At 44.1% G+C, this 19,903-nt stretch carries 17 protein-coding genes; 8 read left to right on the forward strand and 9 right to left on the reverse strand.

Translation table 11 applies throughout. The features are described from left to right. Window positions 1-9 precede the first annotated feature (9 nt). Both ACUZ8J_RS21040 and ACUZ8J_RS21045 read right to left on the reverse strand, forming a co-directional pair. Window positions 10-669 carry a TVP38/TMEM64 family protein gene (locus tag ACUZ8J_RS21040; protein WP_446694871.1) on the reverse strand — a complete coding sequence of 220 codons (660 nt, stop codon included), beginning with the start codon at window positions 667-669 and terminating at the stop codon, window positions 10-12. 1 nt (window position 670) lies between these two features. Then, the gene (locus ACUZ8J_RS21045) at window positions 671-1,402 is read right to left on the reverse strand and encodes a glycosyltransferase family 2 protein (protein WP_446694872.1); all 732 of its coding nucleotides are present in this window, start codon (window positions 1,400-1,402) and stop codon (window positions 671-673) included. Between the two features lie 233 nt (window positions 1,403-1,635). On the opposite strand from ACUZ8J_RS21045, the gene ACUZ8J_RS21050 reads away from it, so the two are divergent. After that, complete coding sequence (locus ACUZ8J_RS21050; protein ID WP_041412880.1) at window positions 1,636-2,799, forward strand: nucleotide sugar dehydrogenase; 1,164 nt, start codon at window positions 1,636-1,638, stop codon at window positions 2,797-2,799. A gap of 24 nt (window positions 2,800-2,823) precedes the next feature. Next, window positions 2,824-3,831, forward strand: coding sequence for an NAD-dependent epimerase (locus ACUZ8J_RS21055; protein WP_446694873.1), 1,008 nt, complete (start codon window positions 2,824-2,826; stop codon window positions 3,829-3,831). Between the two features lie 58 nt (window positions 3,832-3,889). Here the strand turns inward: ACUZ8J_RS21055 and ACUZ8J_RS21060 are convergent, their stop codons facing one another. The 3 genes from ACUZ8J_RS21060 to ACUZ8J_RS21070 all read right to left on the reverse strand — a co-directional run bounded on the left by ACUZ8J_RS21060 (window position 3,890) and on the right by ACUZ8J_RS21070 (window position 7,913). Then, a complete protein-coding gene (locus tag ACUZ8J_RS21060; protein WP_446694874.1) occupies window positions 3,890-5,362 on the reverse strand; it encodes a capsule assembly Wzi family protein in 1,473 nt (490 codons plus the stop codon). A 66-nt stretch (window positions 5,363-5,428) separates the two neighbouring features. Then, a complete protein-coding gene (gene coaD, locus ACUZ8J_RS21065; protein WP_011718800.1) occupies window positions 5,429-5,920 on the reverse strand; it encodes a pantetheine-phosphate adenylyltransferase in 492 nt (163 codons plus the stop codon). Window positions 5,921-6,023: 103 nt separating this feature from the next. Continuing rightward, window positions 6,024-7,913 carry an LTA synthase family protein gene (locus ACUZ8J_RS21070; protein WP_282633457.1) on the reverse strand — a complete coding sequence of 630 codons (1,890 nt, stop codon included), beginning with the start codon at window positions 7,911-7,913 and terminating at the stop codon, window positions 6,024-6,026. A 315-nt stretch (window positions 7,914-8,228) separates the two neighbouring features. Here ACUZ8J_RS21070 and wecB point away from each other — a divergent pair, with 315 nt between their 5' ends. Then, complete coding sequence (gene wecB, locus ACUZ8J_RS21075; RefSeq protein WP_282633456.1) at window positions 8,229-9,350, forward strand: non-hydrolyzing UDP-N-acetylglucosamine 2-epimerase; 1,122 nt, start codon at window positions 8,229-8,231, stop codon at window positions 9,348-9,350. After that, a complete protein-coding gene (locus tag ACUZ8J_RS21080; protein ID WP_282633455.1) occupies window positions 9,350-10,462 on the forward strand; it encodes a glycosyltransferase family 4 protein in 1,113 nt (370 codons plus the stop codon). Before wecB ends, ACUZ8J_RS21080 begins: the two co-directional genes overlap by 1 nt. Window positions 10,463-11,103: 641 nt before the next feature. On the opposite strand, the gene ACUZ8J_RS21085 is transcribed toward ACUZ8J_RS21080, so the two are convergent. The 3 genes from ACUZ8J_RS21085 to ACUZ8J_RS21095 all read right to left on the reverse strand — a co-directional run bounded on the left by ACUZ8J_RS21085 (window position 11,104) and on the right by ACUZ8J_RS21095 (window position 14,293). After that, the gene (locus ACUZ8J_RS21085; protein ID WP_446694875.1) at window positions 11,104-12,099 is read right to left on the reverse strand and encodes a hypothetical protein; all 996 of its coding nucleotides are present in this window, start codon (window positions 12,097-12,099) and stop codon (window positions 11,104-11,106) included. A gap of 53 nt (window positions 12,100-12,152) precedes the next feature. Then, window positions 12,153-13,151: a hypothetical protein gene (locus tag ACUZ8J_RS21090; protein ID WP_446694876.1), complete on the reverse strand. Its 999-nt coding sequence runs from the start codon at window positions 13,149-13,151 to the stop codon at window positions 12,153-12,155. A gap of 92 nt (window positions 13,152-13,243) precedes the next feature. After that, a complete protein-coding gene (locus ACUZ8J_RS21095; protein WP_282633452.1) occupies window positions 13,244-14,293 on the reverse strand; it encodes a glycosyltransferase family 9 protein in 1,050 nt (349 codons plus the stop codon). Between the two features lie 88 nt (window positions 14,294-14,381). On the opposite strand from ACUZ8J_RS21095, the gene ACUZ8J_RS21100 reads away from it, so the two are divergent. Next, window positions 14,382-15,134, forward strand: a complete 753-nt coding sequence (locus tag ACUZ8J_RS21100) for a 3-deoxy-D-manno-octulosonic acid kinase (protein ID WP_446694877.1) — start codon at window positions 14,382-14,384, stop codon at window positions 15,132-15,134. Window positions 15,135-15,148: 14 nt separating this feature from the next. Here ACUZ8J_RS21100 and waaA read toward each other — a convergent pair whose 3' ends face one another. Then, window positions 15,149-16,423 carry a lipid IV(A) 3-deoxy-D-manno-octulosonic acid transferase gene (gene waaA, locus ACUZ8J_RS21105; RefSeq protein ID WP_446694878.1) on the reverse strand — a complete coding sequence of 425 codons (1,275 nt, stop codon included), beginning with the start codon at window positions 16,421-16,423 and terminating at the stop codon, window positions 15,149-15,151. Between the two features lie 245 nt (window positions 16,424-16,668). Here waaA and ACUZ8J_RS21110 point away from each other — a divergent pair, with 245 nt between their 5' ends. From ACUZ8J_RS21110 to tdh, 3 genes are all read left to right on the forward strand, one after another. Then, on the forward strand, window positions 16,669-17,316 hold the full coding sequence (locus tag ACUZ8J_RS21110) for a TetR/AcrR family transcriptional regulator (protein WP_446694879.1): 648 nt from the start codon (window positions 16,669-16,671) through the stop codon (window positions 17,314-17,316). 285 nt (window positions 17,317-17,601) lie between these two features. Next, window positions 17,602-18,795 carry a glycine C-acetyltransferase gene (locus tag ACUZ8J_RS21115; protein ID WP_011624621.1) on the forward strand — a complete coding sequence of 398 codons (1,194 nt, stop codon included), beginning with the start codon at window positions 17,602-17,604 and terminating at the stop codon, window positions 18,793-18,795. Between the two features lie 11 nt (window positions 18,796-18,806). Next, window positions 18,807-19,832: an L-threonine 3-dehydrogenase gene (tdh, locus tag ACUZ8J_RS21120; RefSeq protein ID WP_011624622.1), complete on the forward strand. Its 1,026-nt coding sequence runs from the start codon at window positions 18,807-18,809 to the stop codon at window positions 19,830-19,832. Window positions 19,833-19,903: the final 71 nt, after the last annotated feature.

The raw sequence follows: 19,903 nt of genomic DNA on the forward strand, positions 1-19,903 counted from the left end.
AATCCCTATTTAGTTTTCCAATTCATCCACCTGCTTACGCAGGCTCGAACGGTAAAGGTAAGCGCCGATAAGACTCGAGATAATAAACAGCCCGGTACTGATCCCCAGTTGGTTATGATCAGATAAGCCAATGCCCGCGCCCGCAAAACTGAATATCAGCATCTGCGGCAAATAACCCAGCACGCTGCCAAACATAAATCCCCCCGCGGGGATGTGTGTCGCCCCCGCAAACAGATTAGTCAGCAGATTACTGCCCACGGGCAACAGACGGATCATTAAGACTTTTAACCAAGTCCGATGAATGATCAACGCCTCAAACTTTTGTAAACGATTGCCAAAACGTCGTTGCAGACTGCTTCGAATGGTTAATCTCGCGGTATAAAACGCCAGCACACAACCCAGCAATGCCGCTAAGGTGGAAAATAAGCCACCATAGATGCCACCGAGGGCAAAACCAAATACAAAGGCGATCACCTGCCTCGGCCCACCTACAGCGGTAAACAAGGCGCCAACCATCAGCAATACCGCCAGCGCATAGACCCCTTGAGCGGCAATAAAGTGTGCCACCCAATTGCTATCGGTTACATGCTCGAATAACCCTTGCTGGGCCGCAAACATTAACACCAGCAAAATAAAGACGATAAAAATCGCCTTATAGAGTCGCTTCATCTTAATCGTGCCAGCTGGTTTCGCTACGGGCGACCTTAGCGATTTTCGCCCTACGACCGAGCCACATGACGCCCATGATGTCGACAATTCCGACCCAGACCCGATTCCAAGCGGTATATTTAGACACGCCTACTTGGCGATCCCTATGATTAACCACAGAAATAAACACTTCGCCCCCCATGCGGCGCACGAGTGCAGGGATATATCTGTGCATATGGTCGAAGTAAGGCATGCGCAGGAAGGTTTCGCGGGGGAAGAGTTTTAAGCCACATCCGGTATCGGGTACGCCATCGTGTAACAGTGCATCACGCACTTTATTCGCAAAGCGGGACTGGAATCGCTTCCATGCTGTGTCTTTACGGTTTTTGCGATAACCGGCAATACAAAAGTGTTCGGCATGAATTTGCGGCAATTGGGCCAGCATGGCGGGAATATCCGCAGGATCGTTTTGCCCGTCGGCATCTAAGGTGACAATGTATTTACCGCGGGCATGTAAAACGCCAGTGGAAATAGCGGTACTCTGGCCCGTACTGCGCTCGTGACGAATGGCTTTGGCATCGCATTGCATCACCTCTGCGGTGTGCATAACTTCACCAAAGGTGTCATCCTGACTACCGTCGTCGACAACAAGAATTTCAAACTCAGTCAACCCTTGCAGGGCTTGGCATATCTCTTTCATTAATGGGTCAATATTGCCCACTTCATCTTTGGCGGGGATCACGACTGAAATCACGTTAAGGCTCCAAGCTTAATAACCATGAGTACGGTAACATAGGATTGTGGCAAACAAAAATCTGCATTGATAGGATGTTATAAATTAAACGGAACGCGAGCCCAGCATTGTATACGGGTGAAAATCGAGAAAAGAGCATTTAATTTGGAACTGTGAATTTCATCGAAATGACATATTCTAATGCCGCAGAAAATGCTAGTTTGAGAAACAAAATGCCAAACTGTATAAAACCTATGAACATAGTTGTAGTTGGAATGGGCTATGTTGGCCTATCGAACGCGGTTTTACTCGCCCAGCAAAACCATGTAGTAGCGATTGATTTGATGCCCGAGCGCATCGCGTTAGTTAATGCGCGTAAACCAACGGTCGCCGACAGTCTGATTGAAGAATACCTGCAGCATAAAGCCTTAAATCTCAGCGCCACGAGCGACAAAAACGTCGTTAAAGAAGCCGATTTTGTCATCATAGCCACTCCTACGGATTACGACCCACAGACCAACTACTTTAATACTCAGTCGGTCGAACGGGTGGCCAAGGAAGTGCTCGCCCTGAATCCTGACACCACCATTGTCATCAAATCGACTGTGCCAGTGGGTTTTACCGAAGGGCTGAGAAGTAAACTCAACAGTGACAATATCTTATTTTCACCCGAGTTTTTGCGCGAAGGTAAGGCGCTTTACGATAACCTGCACCCCTCGCGGATCATAGTGGGTGAACGTTCCGAGCGCGCCCAAGCCTTTGCCGATCTGCTTGCTCGCGCCGCCATTAAGCAAGATATTCCGATTTTACTCACAGACAGCACTGAGGCCGAGGCGATTAAGTTGTTTGCCAACACCTTTTTAGCCATGCGCGTCGCCTACTTTAATGAGTTGGACACCTATGCGGAGAGCCGAGGGCTCAACACCCGCCAGATTATCGAAGGCGTATGTTTAGATCCGCGCATCGGCGATTACTATAACAATCCTTCCTTCGGTTATGGCGGTTACTGTCTGCCCAAGGACACTAAGCAATTGCTGGCCAACTATAACGATGTGCCTAACAATCTCATCAGCGCCATTGTCGATTCCAACACGACCCGCAAAGATTTTATCGCCAACGCGATTATCAGTAAGCAACCGAAGCGAGTGGGGATCTATCGCTTAATCATGAAATCCGACTCAGACAACTTCCGCGCCTCGGCGGTACAAGGAGTGATGAAACGCATAAAGGCCAAGGGCATCGAAGTCGTGGTCTATGAGCCCGTACTCAAGGAAGGCGAGTTTTTTAACTCGAAAGTGATCCGCGATTTACATGAATTTAAAGCCATGTGCGATGTAATTATTTCTAACCGTATGGCCAATGAACTCGAAGATGTCGCCGCTAAGGTGTACACCCGGGATCTGTTTCATCACGACTAAGCGTCCAAAATATAAAGGTTTACTATGAAATACTTAGTCACAGGCGCCGCCGGATTTATCGGCGCTAAAGTCAGTGAGCGCCTCTGCGCACAGGGCCATGAAGTTGTCGGTATCGATAACCTCAATGACTATTATGATGTTGGGCTAAAGCTAGCCCGACTGGCACCGCTCGAGGCCTTAAGCAATTTCCGTTTTATCAAACTGGACTTAGCCGACAGAGACGGCATAGCGGCATTGTTTGCAGAACAAGGTTTTCAACGGGTTATCCATCTCGCCGCGCAGGCAGGGGTGCGCTACTCCCTCGATAACCCCCTCGCCTATGCCGATAGCAATTTAGTTGGGCATCTCACCATTTTAGAGGGCTGTCGCCACCATAAGATTGAGCATCTAGTGTATGCCTCTTCATCCTCTGTGTATGGCTTGAATCAAAAGATGCCATTTTCGACCGAGGACAGCGTCGATCATCCAATATCCCTGTACGCGGCGACCAAGAAAGCCAACGAGTTAATGTCGCACACTTACTCGCATCTTTATCAGTTACCCACTACAGGCTTGCGCTTTTTTACCGTGTATGGACCCTGGGGACGACCCGATATGGCCTTGTTTAAATTCACAAAAGCCATTCTCGCGGGCGACACTATCGATGTGTATAACCATGGCGATCTCAGCCGTGATTTCACCTATATCGACGATATCGTTGAGGGCATCATCAGGATACAAGACAAACCTCCTCGCCCCACACCCGACTGGCGTGTAGAAACTGGTACACCTGCTAATAGCAGCGCACCCTATCGCGTATTCAACATAGGCAATGGCAGCCCTGTGCAATTGCTGGATTTTATTACCGCACTCGAAAGTGCACTCGGTATTGAGGCTAACAAACAATTCTTACCCATGCAGCCAGGTGATGTGCATTCCACTTGGGCCGATACCGAAGACCTATTTAAGGCGGTGGGTTATAAACCCCAAGTGGATATCAATACTGGAGTGGGCAGATTTGTCGAGTGGTACCGCGCGTTTTATGCGAAGTAAGCTCTTTGAGAAAACCAAAAGGCCTGCTGATTTGCAGGCCTTTTTATTGGATTAGCGCTTAAAAACGGTATTCAAAACTGCTGAAGAAAGTCGCATTAGTATCGTTTTCTTGTACATCAAATTCCGATCTCGATACTGTACCGCCCAGACTCCACATGCCCTTCCACACCGGCATACGGTAAGAAAGTTCCAGCATCAGCAAGTCTTCCTTCGGTGGCTGTGGCGCCCATGTGGTCGCCACGTTGGTGCCGTCTTTATTCAACTTGGCATAACGCAGTAGCGAGGTAAAACCACGGCTGTTATGGAACTGACCAACCAAACCAAACACAAAGACTTGGGCATCGCTATCATAGGTCGAGCCTAAAGCTCTGCCGTAGTAACGCGCTCCACTGAGGTAAACAGGATCTTCATAGAAGCAGTTAGGTTTGCCATCACACTCGACAAAGGTATCCGAGTATTCCATGAATAGCTTGAATTGCTTACCCGATGTACCGAAATGGGTATCTATCCCCCAAAGTGAGCCGCAATCGCTGCCGTTTTCACAGCTATGCTCAAGGTACAAACCAACGGGGATATCCTGCCAAGTGTCGGCATAACGTAAATCGATGCTCTGGGTTCTATGGCCCGCATCACGGCGTTGATCTGCTAGGCAAGAATCCGAACCGTCGATGCACACCGCATTGCTTGCCACTGAGTCCCACCAGGAGTCGAAGTCGCAATTCTGCCCTTCGCCACAAAATAGCGTCGACCAAGACAGGCCTATTTCTAGCTGCTGAAGGGGTTTGGCGGTGAAACGCATATCCCATTCAGCCGTTTTAGGCACGGCACGCTCTTTTTCAGCCATGCTAAAACCGGTCTTGAAGGTCCAAGGCCCAATCCAAGATAACCATGGCGTTTCGAAGGCGGCGGCATTATTACGGCTGAGCGACAGTGACTGCATTGGGCGCGCATTGTTAGAACGATGCAATGCCGAATCAAATCCCGGCCCCCACCATTGCTCAACCGTACCTAAGGTGGCAATCCAGTTCCCCATGATCACCGCAAAATAAGACTCATCGAGGCGGAAGTTCTTGTTATCTTGCGGATCATACGTCTCGGCAACTGTGGTTTTATAGGCCACACGTGAGCCTAAATATTCGTAGGAGGCTTTAACCTCGCCCTTTTCACGGTAGTCGGAGCCATAATGCTGGAAGCGAGCGGGATCGGTCGCACCCGAGAGTTTAACCCTCGCATTGCCGCGATTATCGACGGCGTTTTGATAGTAAAAGTTCACGCGAGCAAAGGCTTGCACTAATCGGGGAGACAATAGCTCGGGTTCGACTTTCGCTAAGTCGCCACCAATTCCCGACCACATCAAGGGAAAGGTATTCACAGGCACACGGATCACGCCCGCATCGGCTAGTGCTTGAATATCGGCTCTTAAATAAATATCCGAGGCATCAACCCAAGGGGCGGAGGCAACGGAAGCAGAAAACAGTAAACCAGATGCAACGCTAGCAGCGAGGATAGTGGGGGTCAAAAAAGCCTTCATAACATCCTTTTCATTATCATCGCGAGGCCTGACGCCTCAAAGGTTTTATAGAAATACTCAGCCTTATCAGGCTTTTGCAAGGTTAAGCTTGGCGGTCAACGCGCTTGCCACCTCAGGGTGTACAAATTGGCTCACATCGCCGCCATGCAGCGCGACTTCCTTCACTAAGGTGGAAGAAATAAAGGAGTTTTCTTCGGCCGGAGTTAAAAATACGCTCTCAAGATCTGGGCTTAATCTGCGATTCATGTTGGCCAATTGGAATTCATACTCAAAGTCGGAAACCGCACGTAAACCACGCACCAGCACGCTCGCACGCTGTTCCTTGGCAAAATCCACCAGCAGGCCCGAAAACCCAACCACCTCCACATTATCCAAATGGGCCGTGACGCGGTTTACCAACTCAACGCGCTCCTCAAGAGTAAACCTTGGCTGCTTGGATGGATTGGCCGCAATGCCAATAATCACATGCTTAAACAACTTAGCCGCACGCTCAATCAAATCGGCATGACCATTGGTAATGGGATCGAATGTCCCAGGATAAATCGCTCTTGTATGCACTTTGCTGACTCGACTCAGATAGATACCCAAAAATCATTGCCGCCAGTCTACTCGTTTTAGCCACTTGAGTGAATTGCCTAGGCAATACAATTTACTCCAATCATTATTTAGCCCAGGTATTGTTAAGCAATGCCTGCTGAGCTAACTGTAATTCAAGTTTTAATTGATCAACATATTTTGATGCTTGCTTTTCGGTGAAATTCTCATCATCAGCATCGACTAAGAGCTTATCACCGATGATCAAAAAACCACCGTCGTTTGTGAACGCTCCAGCCAGCTCTCCCTTTACCACAATACTGTAAGGTTTACGTTCCCGGTAAAGCGACCTTCCTACCGATGAAAACTCATCATTAAACCCCAGCAAATCAAATGCCGTTGGTAAGATATCTAATTGACTCGCCAACATAGCATGTCGTTTAGGAGCAATGTTTTGCCCTGGGCGATAAATCCATAAAGGGATATGAAATGCACTTTTTAAGCTTGGATTCTTACTATTAAATAATGTATGGTCAGCTAAAATCATAAAGGTTGTATTATTAAACCATGGTTGCTTTTCTGCCTCGGAAAAGAATGATTTAAGCGCATCATCTGTATAGCGGATCGTATTAAGAAAGTCGGTAAATTTATCCTGCCCATATGGATAAACTTGCAGATGTTTAGGTGTCTCTACATAGGGCATATGAGTCGTACCAGTAAATGAAAAACTGATAAAAGGTTTATTACTTTTATTCGCAAGTTCTAGTGTTTTCATTAGCATTTCATAATCCCAACCAAACTGAGCACCTTCAGGATCAGGATAATCTTTACGTGTAATAGGAATATCGCTTTTCCCTAAATATTGTTGAAAACCAGCATAGTTTGCGATTGAATCTAAACGTATTGAATCTCTTTTAGAACTTTGTAACATATGAGTTTGATAACCATGAGATTGAGCAATATTTCCAATTTTTGTTAATCTAGATAGCTCCAATCCACCACCTATATACCCTACACTTTCCAAAGGCGGAATACCAAAAAGACTGGCCTGAACACCTAAATTACTTCGTTGGGCAACTGCGTAAAAACTATCATAAACCTCTGATTTTTTTGACAACTCATCAAGAAATGGAGTGACTTTGTAGTTTGAGCCTGACAAGCCATCAATATATTCGTAGCTTAGAGCTTCAACTAGAATAATGACCAAATTACGACCATTAGTAGTATTTTCAGGAAATCGAGTCAAGAATGGATAATTATATACATCAGCTTCTAGACGATTAAAACGCTCTCCTACTTCCTTATCAGAGAAATAGTGATAATCTGAACGAGTAACACTTTGTAATGTGCCCTTAGCTCCTGTATATAGGCCATTTAAGACCAAATTCGCATGTCGCTCATTTTGACTATTATAGGCATCAATTATCCCAAGTGCCTTACCATGTATATTAAATCCTCTGAGACATAATAATAGAGAAGGAATCAATACAATATAAATTAAAACCTGAGATAGAGTAGATTTAGCATTTCTCTTTGTATAAAAAAACCTTATTCTATTCACATACAAAAAAACAATGAATAAAAATACAAAAAAAACCAATAGCAAAACATAAAAATGCTCATTAAATAGAAATGGAAAAACAAATGATTTCTCACTCATCAATAATGGAATATCATTAAAAGCATGCCTATTAACCACACCAAAATAGATATAATCTCCGCAAAGAGAGACAACAGAAAAAAATAACAAAACCAATCCTAACAACAATCCAAAGGATTTAAGCTTACAAACTACCTTTCCAACACCTGGAATAAATATAATCAATATAGGCAACAACATTACATAACTAACAGTCAATATATTAAAACGCAATGAATCTATAATTAAAGCATTTGCATCATAGCTACCATAGAAATATTCTTTATAACTAAGATAATTAGAAATTTGGTATATTACCAATACTGCAAAAAGACTAAAATAAAGAAAAAATAAACTTCTAAACTTGCTTAATCTCATTTAAAATTGCTCATTCATATATAATTTAAGTTTATATTATTCACAATACTGCCCACCCTGGCACAACAATGTAACACTAATTCATCACCGTGTAAATTTTTCCAAACAAAACCTTACTAGAAAGCAACTTAAAAATGCAGTGCTTTCGACAATTATTTACAATTAAATATAGAAAAATTTTATCAAACTTTATAATATAATGAACTATAGTTACATGTCACAGTTCTCTGTCTATATAACTACTCAAGCCACACATTGTTTATATTTAGTACTTACAGTACTACGAACCTTAAAACAGTCAGAAGGTAAGCTCTTGTGAAAATTCTTCTTGTATTTGGTACTAGACCCGAAGCTATAAAAATGTGTCCTCTTGCAAAACGTTTAGCAGCAGAGGCTAGCCTAGAAGTTAAGACTTGTGTTACCGCTCAGCATCGTCATATGCTTGACCAAGTATTAAGCATCTTCAAATTGACCCCAGATTACGATTTGGATCTTATGAAACCAAATCAAACCCTAGAGTGGTTAACAGGCGCAATTGTTGAGGGCGTCGGGAGGGTGATCAAAGAATTTCAACCTCAGCTGGTTTTAGTTCATGGTGACACTACAACTTCATTTTCAGCTGCTTTGGCAGCATTTTATCAAAAAGTTGATGTCGGCCACGTTGAAGCAGGTTTACGTACAGGTGACATAAAATCGCCTTGGCCAGAAGAAGCAAATCGAAAATTGACAGCTGTATTATCGACTTTACACTTTGCTCCCACAACTTCCTCTGCCGAAAACCTTAGAAATGAAGGTTATCTTCCTGAACATATTCATGTTACAGGAAACACTGTAATTGATGCGTTATTTCAAACACTTTCGATAACAAAAAAAGACGATTTCCCACATACTGATACATTAAAAAACTTGCTAAAAATATTGGATGGAAAAAAAGTAATTTTAATTACAGGACATCGTAGAGAGAATTTTGGTGTCGGTTTTGAAAATATTTGCACCGCACTAAAAACAATAGCACTAGAAAACAAAGATTGGAAATTAGTTTATCCAGTACATTTAAACCCTAAAGTTCAAGAACCAGTTTTCAAACACTTAGGTGGGTTAGATAATTTCCATCTTATTGATCCTTTGGATTACCAATCTTTTGTAACATTAATGGATCGAGCTGATATTATTCTCACTGATTCCGGTGGAATACAGGAAGAAGCGCCATCCTTAAAAAAACCAGTGCTTGTTTTACGTGATAAAACCGAAAGACCTGAAGCTGTTTCTGCTGGAACGGTTAGACTTGTAGGAACTGATGTTGAGAAAATAGTGTCTGAAGTTAATATTTTGATAAAAAACCAAAAAGCTTTTGGTGATACGGTCAACCCTTATGGTGATGGGCATGCGTGCCAAAGAATACTTAATATTATCAAACTCCACTATCAGGTAAAATAATGTCAAATATTTATATAATTTATCGCTCTATGTATAATTCGGAAGGGGCATTAACAACTATAGGCGGTATAGAAAATTACATTATTAGTTTAGCTGAAGTATTATCTCGTAATGGGTGGATTTGCCATCTAGTTCAACCCGCAAAAGAATCTTTTTCTATAAAAAATGAACATATGAATGTTCATGGCATAAATACAGGATACTTTCGTGGCAATCTAAAAAAGTATGCTCTTGCAAAATGGGTTGAAAAAAATGCAAATAAGAAGACTGATATTATAGTTTATGCAACAGACTCATATTCAGTCAATTTGAAAGATTATAAACAAATTGCTATTCAACATGGTATCTCTTGGGATAAACCAAGGAAAAATAAAAATACCGTTATTCAATTTCTATCTTCGCTATTAACTCAATGTAAATATCTATCTTACATAAAAATGAATTCAACATTAGTGTGCGTAGATCATAATTTTATAAATTGGTATCGTACCTGGTTTAACGTTGGCAGCAAGAATGTAAAGGTAATATATAATTTCTATGCAGAAAAAGTTAATCAATCTGATTTTGACAAAAAATGGAATGATGTTCGTGTAATTAAAATAATTATTGCTCGTCGCTTTGTTGACTACCGTGGGATTGCATTGATTGCTCCAATTATAAGCAAACTATCAAATCAATATAGAATAGAAGTCAATTTTGCAGGTGATGGCCCTCTAAAACCATACTTAGAATCATTATTTTCTAGTCATTCTAACGTTAAAATAACTAAATATAGCCCATCTGAAAGTTTCAAAATACATAAAGAGCATCACATAGCTATCATTCCGACTTTAGGTTCTGAAGGCACATCTCTCTCAATGATTGAGGCTATGGCTGCAGGTTGTATGGTGATCAGTTCTAATATCGGCGGACTATCTAATCTCATTATTAATGGATACAACGGTTTGTTAGTTATGCCTAATTCACAAGAAATGGAACAGGCACTTTTTACTGCACTAAATGATTTTGATTTCTGCAAAAAACTTGCACAAAATGGTTTAAACTCGATCGCTTATCCATGTAGTAAAGAAATGTGGGGGAAAGATTGGATAGATTTAATTAATAAACAATAACACATCAACATCAAAACCAGAGCTAGAAAAAAGACTCTGGTTATCAAATTAATTTTTTAGTATTTTATGTATCTTAGATTTAAATTTATAAATTCGACATTAAAATCTTTACGCCATTTAACAATATTAGGTTTATAACGAATACCTCGATGATAATCTATATGCCTCACACTACCTTCAGGGAAGATTGCAGCTTTAAATCCTAATTCATAGTTTTTATTGCCTGTACCGCCTTAGCTTTAATATTGTACAATTGGAGCAATCAACTGGTAATCGGCTAAACGCCTTAAACCTAGATTTAAAGTAAAAACGATGCCAATAGACACCGTGAAGTAAGTCATTTTTATGCATTATTTGATAGTTTAACGACTCATCGGTAGGACGAGTATATAACTCAGGACGCTGAATGCCCATTAGCATTACTTGTTTAACTCATTAAAACTGTTACAATTTTTTAGCTTAAAGCAATACTTTAAGCGAATTCTCAACACCCCCTGTGCGATAAAACTCCCAATCGTCCTCACACTGAAAAATATATTCAGAAGTGACTAATGAATAGGCTTTGTCGTAAGTAAGAACGATTACAACTTGCGATAACCAGTGGTCACTCTTAACATCTCCGTACAAAAACCAACCATAAATTAGAATTTCCTCAAACGCTTAATAATACATTCATCCAAATCAATACCATTTAAATCCTGATAAAGTCGATGCAAGCGGGCAATTCTTAATGGTGGATTCCTTTTAAATAATACGTAAATGATAGCATTGAATGTTTTTCGTGTCCGCAACCAATACTCGATAACGTTATGATATTTGCGCAGAATCTTTATGGAATCGTTGCTAATAAAATCATTTAAGTCAACAACATCTGTATTTGAAACATGCTGCCTAAAAACTTCATCACGTTTTTCTTGCGATAAATTTAAAAATCCGTAACCGTTTTTCAAGTACTTTAGATGAAAATACATAATACCTATATATTTTTTCTCAATTTTTTTTCCAACAAATCTAAATGCCTCAACATCTTTTTCTTGTGAGAAATAAACTTCTGAAGAAACAGGGAAGTACATATGGTCCCCAGTGCCAACAAGGGGTTCTCTTTTATAAACCCCTAATTTCTCATTCGTATCTAATGCTAAATTGACTCCGGAAAATGTATATATCTTTTTAATACCTAACAACATATCGCGTCTAACTTCCGTTATTACCGGAGCCAAATTTCGATCAATAGCAATATGATCATCATCTAATTTTGTGGCTATTTTATAGCTGGTTTTTGAAAGAGTGTAATTGTAAAAATTTGCTAAACTATGGACATTATCGGTTGCGCAGCTATTGTGTGCATCAGAAAAAATGGGATGCACTTTAGGTAAATATTCAAAAACCTTTATTTTTTCAGGGTACTTCGCTTTTAATTCATGTAATATTTCAGCTGTATTATCTGTGCAATCATTATAACAGGCTATAATTTCATCATAATAAGGAATATGAGTCTCAATACTGGATCTCAAAAATTCGGCACCATTCTTTATGCGTAAAATGGCACTGATGCCTAGTTTTCTCGGCTCATCAAATGTCGTAATGTCTACTTTAAACTCATCATAATTCGATGCTGTTTCATTAACTTGTACCATATGACTACCCCAAATATTTGAATGCAATAAGTAAAATACCACTCTTTAAGCGGCTATTTGAGCCATAGTCTTAATTGTTTGATCGCCATATCCAATCCATTTAACTGTTTGCTTAATGCCAATTTAGTGCACAGATGCAGCATCTGCTCTTCAGACAACAGTTTTGCAAGGGCATTTTTCATTGGTTCCAATGCTGTCTCACAACTCAATACCAATTCTTGAGCCACACATGCTGCAATCCTTGGCGGTTGATCCTTGGATACTGGAACAGCTAATGTCAGTTTGTGCAACGCTATCGCTTGCAATAAAGTATCACCACCGCTCAATACGGCGGCCTTAGATGCGGCTAACAAATTGATAAAATGTTGATTATTCAATTGTGGGATCACAACAACCCCCTCTAGTTCAGGCTGAGGATTGGGGTAATTCGGGCCAAAAACCATAACACTCACGATTCCTGAGGCTTTATAGCTTTCATAAGCGGCCTGAGCAAAAATATCGGCGGCTAATTCACCATTCACTTTGTGACCACCAGAGCCTGCATTAAATAATACAAACTCATTTTTTGTCAGTTGATACTGTGCCAGTAATCCGGTTTGGCATGCTTCATCAGGCTGAGTGAATACAGGACCAATATTCAACGGGATGGGTTTATTAATCAGCTTAAGCTTTAAGCGCTCTAATCCACTTATCGGTCCAATAACAAACTCAGGTTGCACCACCCAGTGGCAGTCTGTAACCAATGCGCGGCCGATTTTCATGCCCCGACTACGCTTGCGCTTATGCTGACTAATGAACACCACTTTTGCGCCCAGTTTATGTGCATGAGCTAATTGCGATTTACGACCCGATGCATCAAAGATCACTATATCTGGCAAGTATTCAGTGATAATTTGATTCACGGCTTTGACTTGTTTCGTCGGCGTATCATCAAGTAACACTGCGTTATAAGGACACTGGGCAGCATAAGGTGCATGTTTACTCAAAATAAACTTAATATCAGCATGCGGCCAATTGCGCTTAACCTCATCGGCAATAATCATCGAACGCATATACTCACCGATCCCCTCGGCCGATGAGACGGGTATAAATAATAACTTAGGGGCCTTTTGCGCTACCATAATTAACCTATTTCCAAATACCGTTATGCTGAGGTTTGGGTGTCACTTACAACCAACTCAAATTTATCTATCACAGCGTCAACACTAATTAGCGCCATAAGGTGCTCGCCCTTGGCACGGGTGCCCCATTTCACCTCACCGCTTTGCTGTGAGGCGATGGCCTCTTGATAGGCGCTCACCACATATTGCTGCGATAAATAAGGCCCGGTGCGACCTGGGTTGGAATGGGCATATAAACCTATAACTGGCGTCCCTTGAGTGACCGCCATATGTGCAGGGCCAGTATCGGGCGCGAGCACAAGGCTGGCGCGTTTCAGTAGAGCCAGCAATTGGGTCAAACTGGTTTTGCCGACCAAGTTATCGAGTTTGGCAGAGCACGCATTGGCAATATCGTCGGCCAATGTCTTTTCAAGTGCTGTTGGGCCACCGCAGAGAATAACTCGATACCCCTTATTCACCGCATGTTGCGCCACGGCGGCATAACGCTCGGGCAGCCAATTACGCTCGGCTTTACTGGCGGCCGCGCAAATGACCAATACCTTCTCATCATCGACAATATGGCGCTGGGCAAATTCAGTGTCCGCTTGAGGGACAGGAATATTCCAACTCGGAGTAATATCGCTAACACCAATCGCCTTGGCGAACCCCATAAAACCGTCGAGCACATGGGGCTGAGCTAAAGGTTCTACTCTATGATTGGTGACTAGCCATTGACCTTCTTTGGCGCGGGCACGGTCGAATCCGACCCGAACCTTTGCCGAAATAGCGAGGGATGCCAAGGTCGCACGCAGCGCCACTTGCATATGCAGCAGCACATCAAAACGGCGGCCTTTCAATGCCTTATGCAGATAAAAATAGCTACGCCAGCCTTGGGATTTATCGAAAATCACAAACTCAATGCCGGGCAAGTGCTTCAGCAACTGATATTCAAGTTTACCTATCACCCAAGTGATTTTGAGCTGGGGATATTGGCGCTGAATGGCCTGCACCATCGCCACAGCATGACAGACGTCACCGATAGCCGATAGCCTCAACAGGCAGAGAGAATTCATGGTGTTAATATCTAAACTCAAGCGAATAGCCCTTAAGGTTATTTGGCGCAAGCTGAGGATCTTAATGTAGAATGGCCGCAGGTGCCACGCTTAAGTCAACAAATCTCCCATGAACGCACAAATCAAAATCATAAATACTGCCAATGGCTATATGGCACTTTGCCAAGATACGCCAGAGGACATCACGCCGGCTTGGTTCTCGGTCGATTTTTGGCGCGAAAAAGCTGCAGTTGTGGGTTCATCCAAGGGCCGCTATACCACTTGGTTTGTAGCATTTGAGCACAGTCATTGGGTACTGCGACATTACTGGCGCGGCGGCCTGATGGAGAAATTCAGTAAGGATGCCTACTTCTATACCGGGCTTGAAAACACTCGCGCCATGGGTGAATTAAGGCTGCTTGACCTGCTTTACCGTGAGCAATTTGCGGTGCCTAAACCTATTGCCGCCAATGTTGTGCGTGATGGCTTATTTTACCGTGCCGACATTATTATTGAGCGGGTCGATGGCGCCGAAGACTTGGTCGCTAAGTTAACGAAAGACGCCATGGCTCCAGAGCAGTGGCAAGCTCTTGGCGCGACCATTGCCCAGTTTCATCGCCGCGGCGTTTACCATGCCGACTTAAACGCAAAGAACATTTTGTGGCAACCACAGCAAGCGGATAGCGTACAAGAATGTTTCTATCTGATTGATTTTGACAGGGGCGAAATCAAAACGCCCAATGTCCAATGGCAAAAGGCGAACCTTGATAGGCTGCTACGCTCCTTCAATAAAGAACAAGGTAAACAGCCAACACTTGCCTTTACACCCGCTAATTGGGCTGCATTGCTCGAGGGTTATCACTCAGTTATTCCCCAAGCCTAGTCACCTGAATAGTGTTAGGTTGTTTGGCGCGAGAGTAAGGATTCTGCGAGAGCAAACTGACGCTGCAAGGCACCACGATTAGCCTCTACCACGGCAAGGCCTGCCTCAGCGGCTTGTTGGCGTAACACAGGCTGCTCAAAATACTGAATTAAATTCTCACCCAACTCTTGGCCTGAACTCACAATTCGCAGGCCACCCGCATCTGCCAACATTTGGGTAATTTGGGCAAAGTCCCAATGATTCGGCCCCACCATCACAGGCACGCCCATGGCCACGGGTTCTAAGGGATTATGGCCACCATTTTCAATTAACGTCCCGCCCACAAAGGCTTGATCGGCCGCGCCATAGAAGGTTAACAATTCACCCATGGTATCGCCCACCAGCACCTGCGTCGTGGCGGTGATAGCTTGAGCCTCACTGCGGCGCACAAATTCAAAACCTTGGCTGGCGACGACATCGGCCACCGCCGCAAACTGCTCAGGATGACGCGGCGCAATCACCAATAACGCCTCAGGCCAGTTAGCGAGCAGCTGCTTATGGGCGCTCAGCATGGTATCAAACTCACCGGGGTGAACACTCCCAGCCACCCACACAGGCGCCGCCTCTTTCCCCCAAGTTTGCCTTAGCTCTCGCGCTAGGGTTAATCGTTCAGGGGTGATAGTTAAATCAAACTTCAAACTGCCGCAGACTGTGACTCTATCAGCAGGCACGCCAAGATCGATAAATCGCTGCGCCTCGACTTGAGTCTGCACCGCAATAACATCTAAACGTTGCAACATGGGACGACTCAACTGTGGACGCTTGGCATATTGCGCTGCCGACTTAGCTGACAGCCTTGCATTGGCGAGCATCAAGCGCACGCCGCGCTTAGCCGCCAGCGCCACGAGATTCGGCCATAGCTCGGTCTCCATTATGATGCACCATTTGGGGGATAGCTGGCGCAGAAAACGGTTCACACACCAAGGCAAATCGAAGGGCAAATAACAGTGCTGAACTTGGTCACCAAAGGCTTTGCGTACCTCAGCAGACCCCGTCGGGCTTGAGGTTGTAACCGTAATGTTAAGCTGTGGATGCGCCTGTTGGATCTGGCGGATTAACGGAATCGCCGCCAGCGTTTCGCCCATAGAAACCGAGTGGATCAGTAAATCCGTTGGTGCAAGTCGTGTTAATCCGAAGCGTTCGCCCCAGCGGCCACGGTAATCAGGGCTTTTAATGGCACGGAACGCCAAATAGACAATGAGCAGAGGGGATAATAGATAAAGCAGCACACTGTAAAAAAATCGATTCATAAAAATCGTGCTTATGAGTTTTTGCCTGATGAATAGCGGCAATGTTAGCATAATATTCCCAAGCGTCCTCAAGATACGAGTTTCAGCCTCTTGAGATTGTTTGGGGATATCAATCGTATTGAATTTTTGTTCATTGGGATGAATCCATACGATTTTAAATTAGGGATAATTTACCAGCAGTGTAGCGGTCGTTGGTTAGCCTTCTTTAATCAATTTGTAGCGTTCACTAGCCACTTGGAAAATATATGAAAACCCGCGACAAAATCATCTATGCCAGCCTTGAGCTATTCAATGAGCACGGCGAACGAAATATCACCACCAATCATATTGCCGCTCACCTGAATATGAGTCCCGGGAATCTTTATTATCACTTCCGTAATAAGGAAGACATTATCCGCTCGATCTTCAGTCTCTACGAGGCGCACCTAGAATCGGGATTCCAACCCTATGAAGGCGAGCAAGTCAATGTTGAGCAATTGATCGGCTATTTCGACGCGATGTTTTATACCCTGTGGCAATTCCGTTTTATGTACGCCAATCTTGCCGATATTCTCGCCCGCGATGAAGAATTAAAAAGCCGTTATCTGCAGGCGCAGCAGCAAGTATTAACGCGTTCGAGCCACGTGCTGGATAAACTCAAGCAGGATGGTTTTTTAAATATCGACAATGACAAAATCACCCAACTTGCCGACACCATTAAGATGATTGTGAGTTTTTGGATTGGTTATCAACTCACCCAATCCAGCACTTCGACCATCACTAAAGGCATTCTGTACGAAGGTGTACTGCGGGTATTGATGATTTTTAAGGCCTACGCCACGCCAACATCTCAAGCGACCTTTAGTCGCCTAGAGCAGCATTATCATGAGCTCGCTACTCAAGAATCTCTCTAAACGATTCCCGCCATTTCGCATTTAGCACTAAACTCAACACGTTATGAGTGCTAAATGCGGCCTTATTGCTTGCCATCGCTAATCTCAATCATTTCTCACGATCAAATAAAATCACAGTGCGGCAAATAATGTTAAACATTAGTTTTTATAATGTAACACCGCCTTTAGCCCTAAACTAATTTATCTGGCTAAGCTGCATGAAAAAAAGGCTGTAGGCCGATAGGGTTTAGCGTTAGAATGCCGCAACTCCCAGAATCAGAATAAAGTTAACTAAGGAGATATCAGGTGGCCTCTACCTCATTCTACGCACAGATTAATCAACAGCTTGCCGATGTTAAAGCCGAAGGTTTATATAAAAGCGAGCGTGTTATTGCCTCACCGCAACAGACAGCCATTCAAGTTAATCACCAAGAAGTTGTTAACTTTTGCGCCAACAACTACTTAGGCCTAGCCAACCACCCAGAACTGATTAAAGCCGCACAGCAAGGCTTAGATAGCCACGGCTTTGGTATGGCGTCGGTCCGTTTTATTTGTGGAACCCAAGACATCCACAAACAACTGGAAGCCAGTCTGAGTGAGTTCCTCGGCATGGAAGACACGATTCTGTATTCTTCTTGCTTCGACGCCAACGCAGGTCTGTTTGAAACCCTGTTAGATGCCGAAGATGCGATTATCTCCGACGCCCTAAACCATGCCTCAATCATCGATGGTGTGCGTTTATGTAAGGCTAAACGTTTCCGTTACGCCAACAACGATATGGCGGATTTAGAGACGCAATTGATCGCCGCAAAAGCAGCTGGCGCACGCAATATTCTGATCGCCACTGACGGGGTATTCTCGATGGACGGCGTCATCGCCAACCTGCAAGGCGTGTGTGATTTAGCCGATAAATACGGCGCATTAGTCATGGTTGACGACTCGCATGCCGTGGGCTTTGTTGGCCTCAACGGCCGTGGTTCGCACGAACACTGCGGCGTGATGGGGCGCGTTGACATTATCACTGGCACCCTAGGCAAAGCATTAGGCGGCGCATCGGGCGGCTTCACTTCAGGTAAAAAAGAAGTCATCGACTGGTTACGCCAACGCTCTCGCCCTTACCTATTCTCTAACTCATTGGCGCCTTCGATTGTAACGGCCTCTATCCATGTATTAGAGATGCTCAAATCGGGCCAAGCACTGCGTGAAGCGGTATGGGAAAACAGCCGTTATTTCCGCGAAAAAATGTCAGCGGCAGGCTTTACTTTAGGCGGTGCAGACCACGCGATTATCCCTGTAATGATTGGCGATGCCAAACTGGCGAGCGATTTCGCTAACCGTTTATTAGCAGAACATATTTACGTTATCGGCTTCTCATTCCCTGTTGTTCCTAAGGGACAAGCCCGTATTCGTACGCAAATGTCGGCGGCCCACACCCGTGAGCAACTCGACAAAGCGATTGAAGCCTTTACCCGTATCGCTAAAGAAATGGCGATTATTTAGGACCCTACAAAATGAAAGCACTAAGCAAGTTAAAAGCCGAAAAAGGCATTTGGTTAGTCGATGCGCCTAAGCCTGAAATGGGCCACAACGATCTGCTGATCAAGATTAAAAAGACCGCCATTTGTGGCACCGACATGCACATCTACAACTGGGACGAATGGTCACAAAAAACCATTCCTGTGCCTATGGTGGTAGGTCACGAGTATGTGGGTGAAGTGGTTGATATCGGTCAAGAAGTTCGTGGCTTTAAAATTGGTGACCGCGTTTCTGGCGAAGGCCATATCACCTGCGGCCACTGCCGTAACTGCCGCGCTGGTCGCACCCATTTATGCCGCAACACCTCGGGTGTGGGTGTAAACCGCGAAGGTTCATTTGCCGAGTACTTAGTGATCCCAGCCTTTAACGCCTTCAAAATTCCCGATGATATCAGCGATGATTTAGCGTCTATCTTCGACCCGTTCGGTAACGCAGTGCACACTGCGCTGTCATTCGACTTAGTGGGCGAAGACGTGTTAATCACTGGCGCGGGCCCTATCGGTATTATGGCTGCGGCCGTATGTCGCCACGTTGGTGCTCGCCATGTGGTCATTACCGACGTTAATGAATACCGCTTAGAGTTAGCCCGTAAAATGGGTGCTACCCGCGCTGTTAACGTGGCTCAGGAAAGCCTGAAAGACGTGATGAAAGAACTCGGTATGACCGAAGGATTCGACGTGGGTCTCGAAATGTCAGGCGTACCGTCAGCCTTCCACGCCATGTTAGATACCATGAACCACGGTGGCAAAATCGCGATGCTCGGTATTCCGGGTGGCGAAATGGCGATTGATTGGAGCAAAGTGATATTCAAGGGTCTGGTCATCAAAGGCATTTACGGCCGTGAAATGTTCGAAACCTGGTACAAGATGGCAAGCTTGATCCAATCTGGCTTAGATATTTCGCCTATCATCACCCATCACTACAAGATTGATGATTTCCAAAAAGGCTTCGACGCTATGGGCTCGGGCCAATCAGGTAAAGTCATCCTCAGCTGGGATTAATTCTCTTAGCTATGCCAATCACGGGGCTGTACACATGCAGCCCCATGTTGCACACTTATCCCATCGCTTAT

This window comes from Shewanella sp. Koi 1 (assembly GCF_052907445.1).

Coding starts and splice junctions, on each gene's coding strand:
- tdh (WP_011624622.1), top strand. CDS start 18,807: ATGAAAGCACTAAGCAAGTTAAAAGCCGAAAAAGGCATTTGGTTAGTC.
- ACUZ8J_RS21040 (WP_446694871.1), bottom strand. CDS start 669: ATGAAGCGACTCTATAAGGCGATTTTTATCGTCTTTATTTTGCTGGTG.
- ACUZ8J_RS21050 (WP_041412880.1), top strand. CDS start 1,636: ATGAACATAGTTGTAGTTGGAATGGGCTATGTTGGCCTATCGAACGCG.
- ACUZ8J_RS21060 (WP_446694874.1), bottom strand. CDS start 5,362: ATGAAGGCTTTTTTGACCCCCACTATCCTCGCTGCTAGCGTTGCATCT.
- ACUZ8J_RS21070 (WP_282633457.1), bottom strand. CDS start 7,913: ATGAGATTAAGCAAGTTTAGAAGTTTATTTTTTCTTTATTTTAGTCTT.
- ACUZ8J_RS21090 (WP_446694876.1), bottom strand. CDS start 13,151: ATGCGTTCGATGATTATTGCCGATGAGGTTAAGCGCAATTGGCCGCAT.
- ACUZ8J_RS21085 (WP_446694875.1), bottom strand. CDS start 12,099: ATGGTACAAGTTAATGAAACAGCATCGAATTATGATGAGTTTAAAGTA.
- ACUZ8J_RS21055 (WP_446694873.1), top strand. CDS start 2,824: ATGAAATACTTAGTCACAGGCGCCGCCGGATTTATCGGCGCTAAAGTC.
- ACUZ8J_RS21080 (WP_282633455.1), top strand. CDS start 9,350: ATGTCAAATATTTATATAATTTATCGCTCTATGTATAATTCGGAAGGG.
- ACUZ8J_RS21110 (WP_446694879.1), top strand. CDS start 16,669: ATGAAAACCCGCGACAAAATCATCTATGCCAGCCTTGAGCTATTCAAT.
- ACUZ8J_RS21100 (WP_446694877.1), top strand. CDS start 14,382: ATGAACGCACAAATCAAAATCATAAATACTGCCAATGGCTATATGGCA.
- waaA (WP_446694878.1), bottom strand. CDS start 16,423: ATGAATCGATTTTTTTACAGTGTGCTGCTTTATCTATTATCCCCTCTG.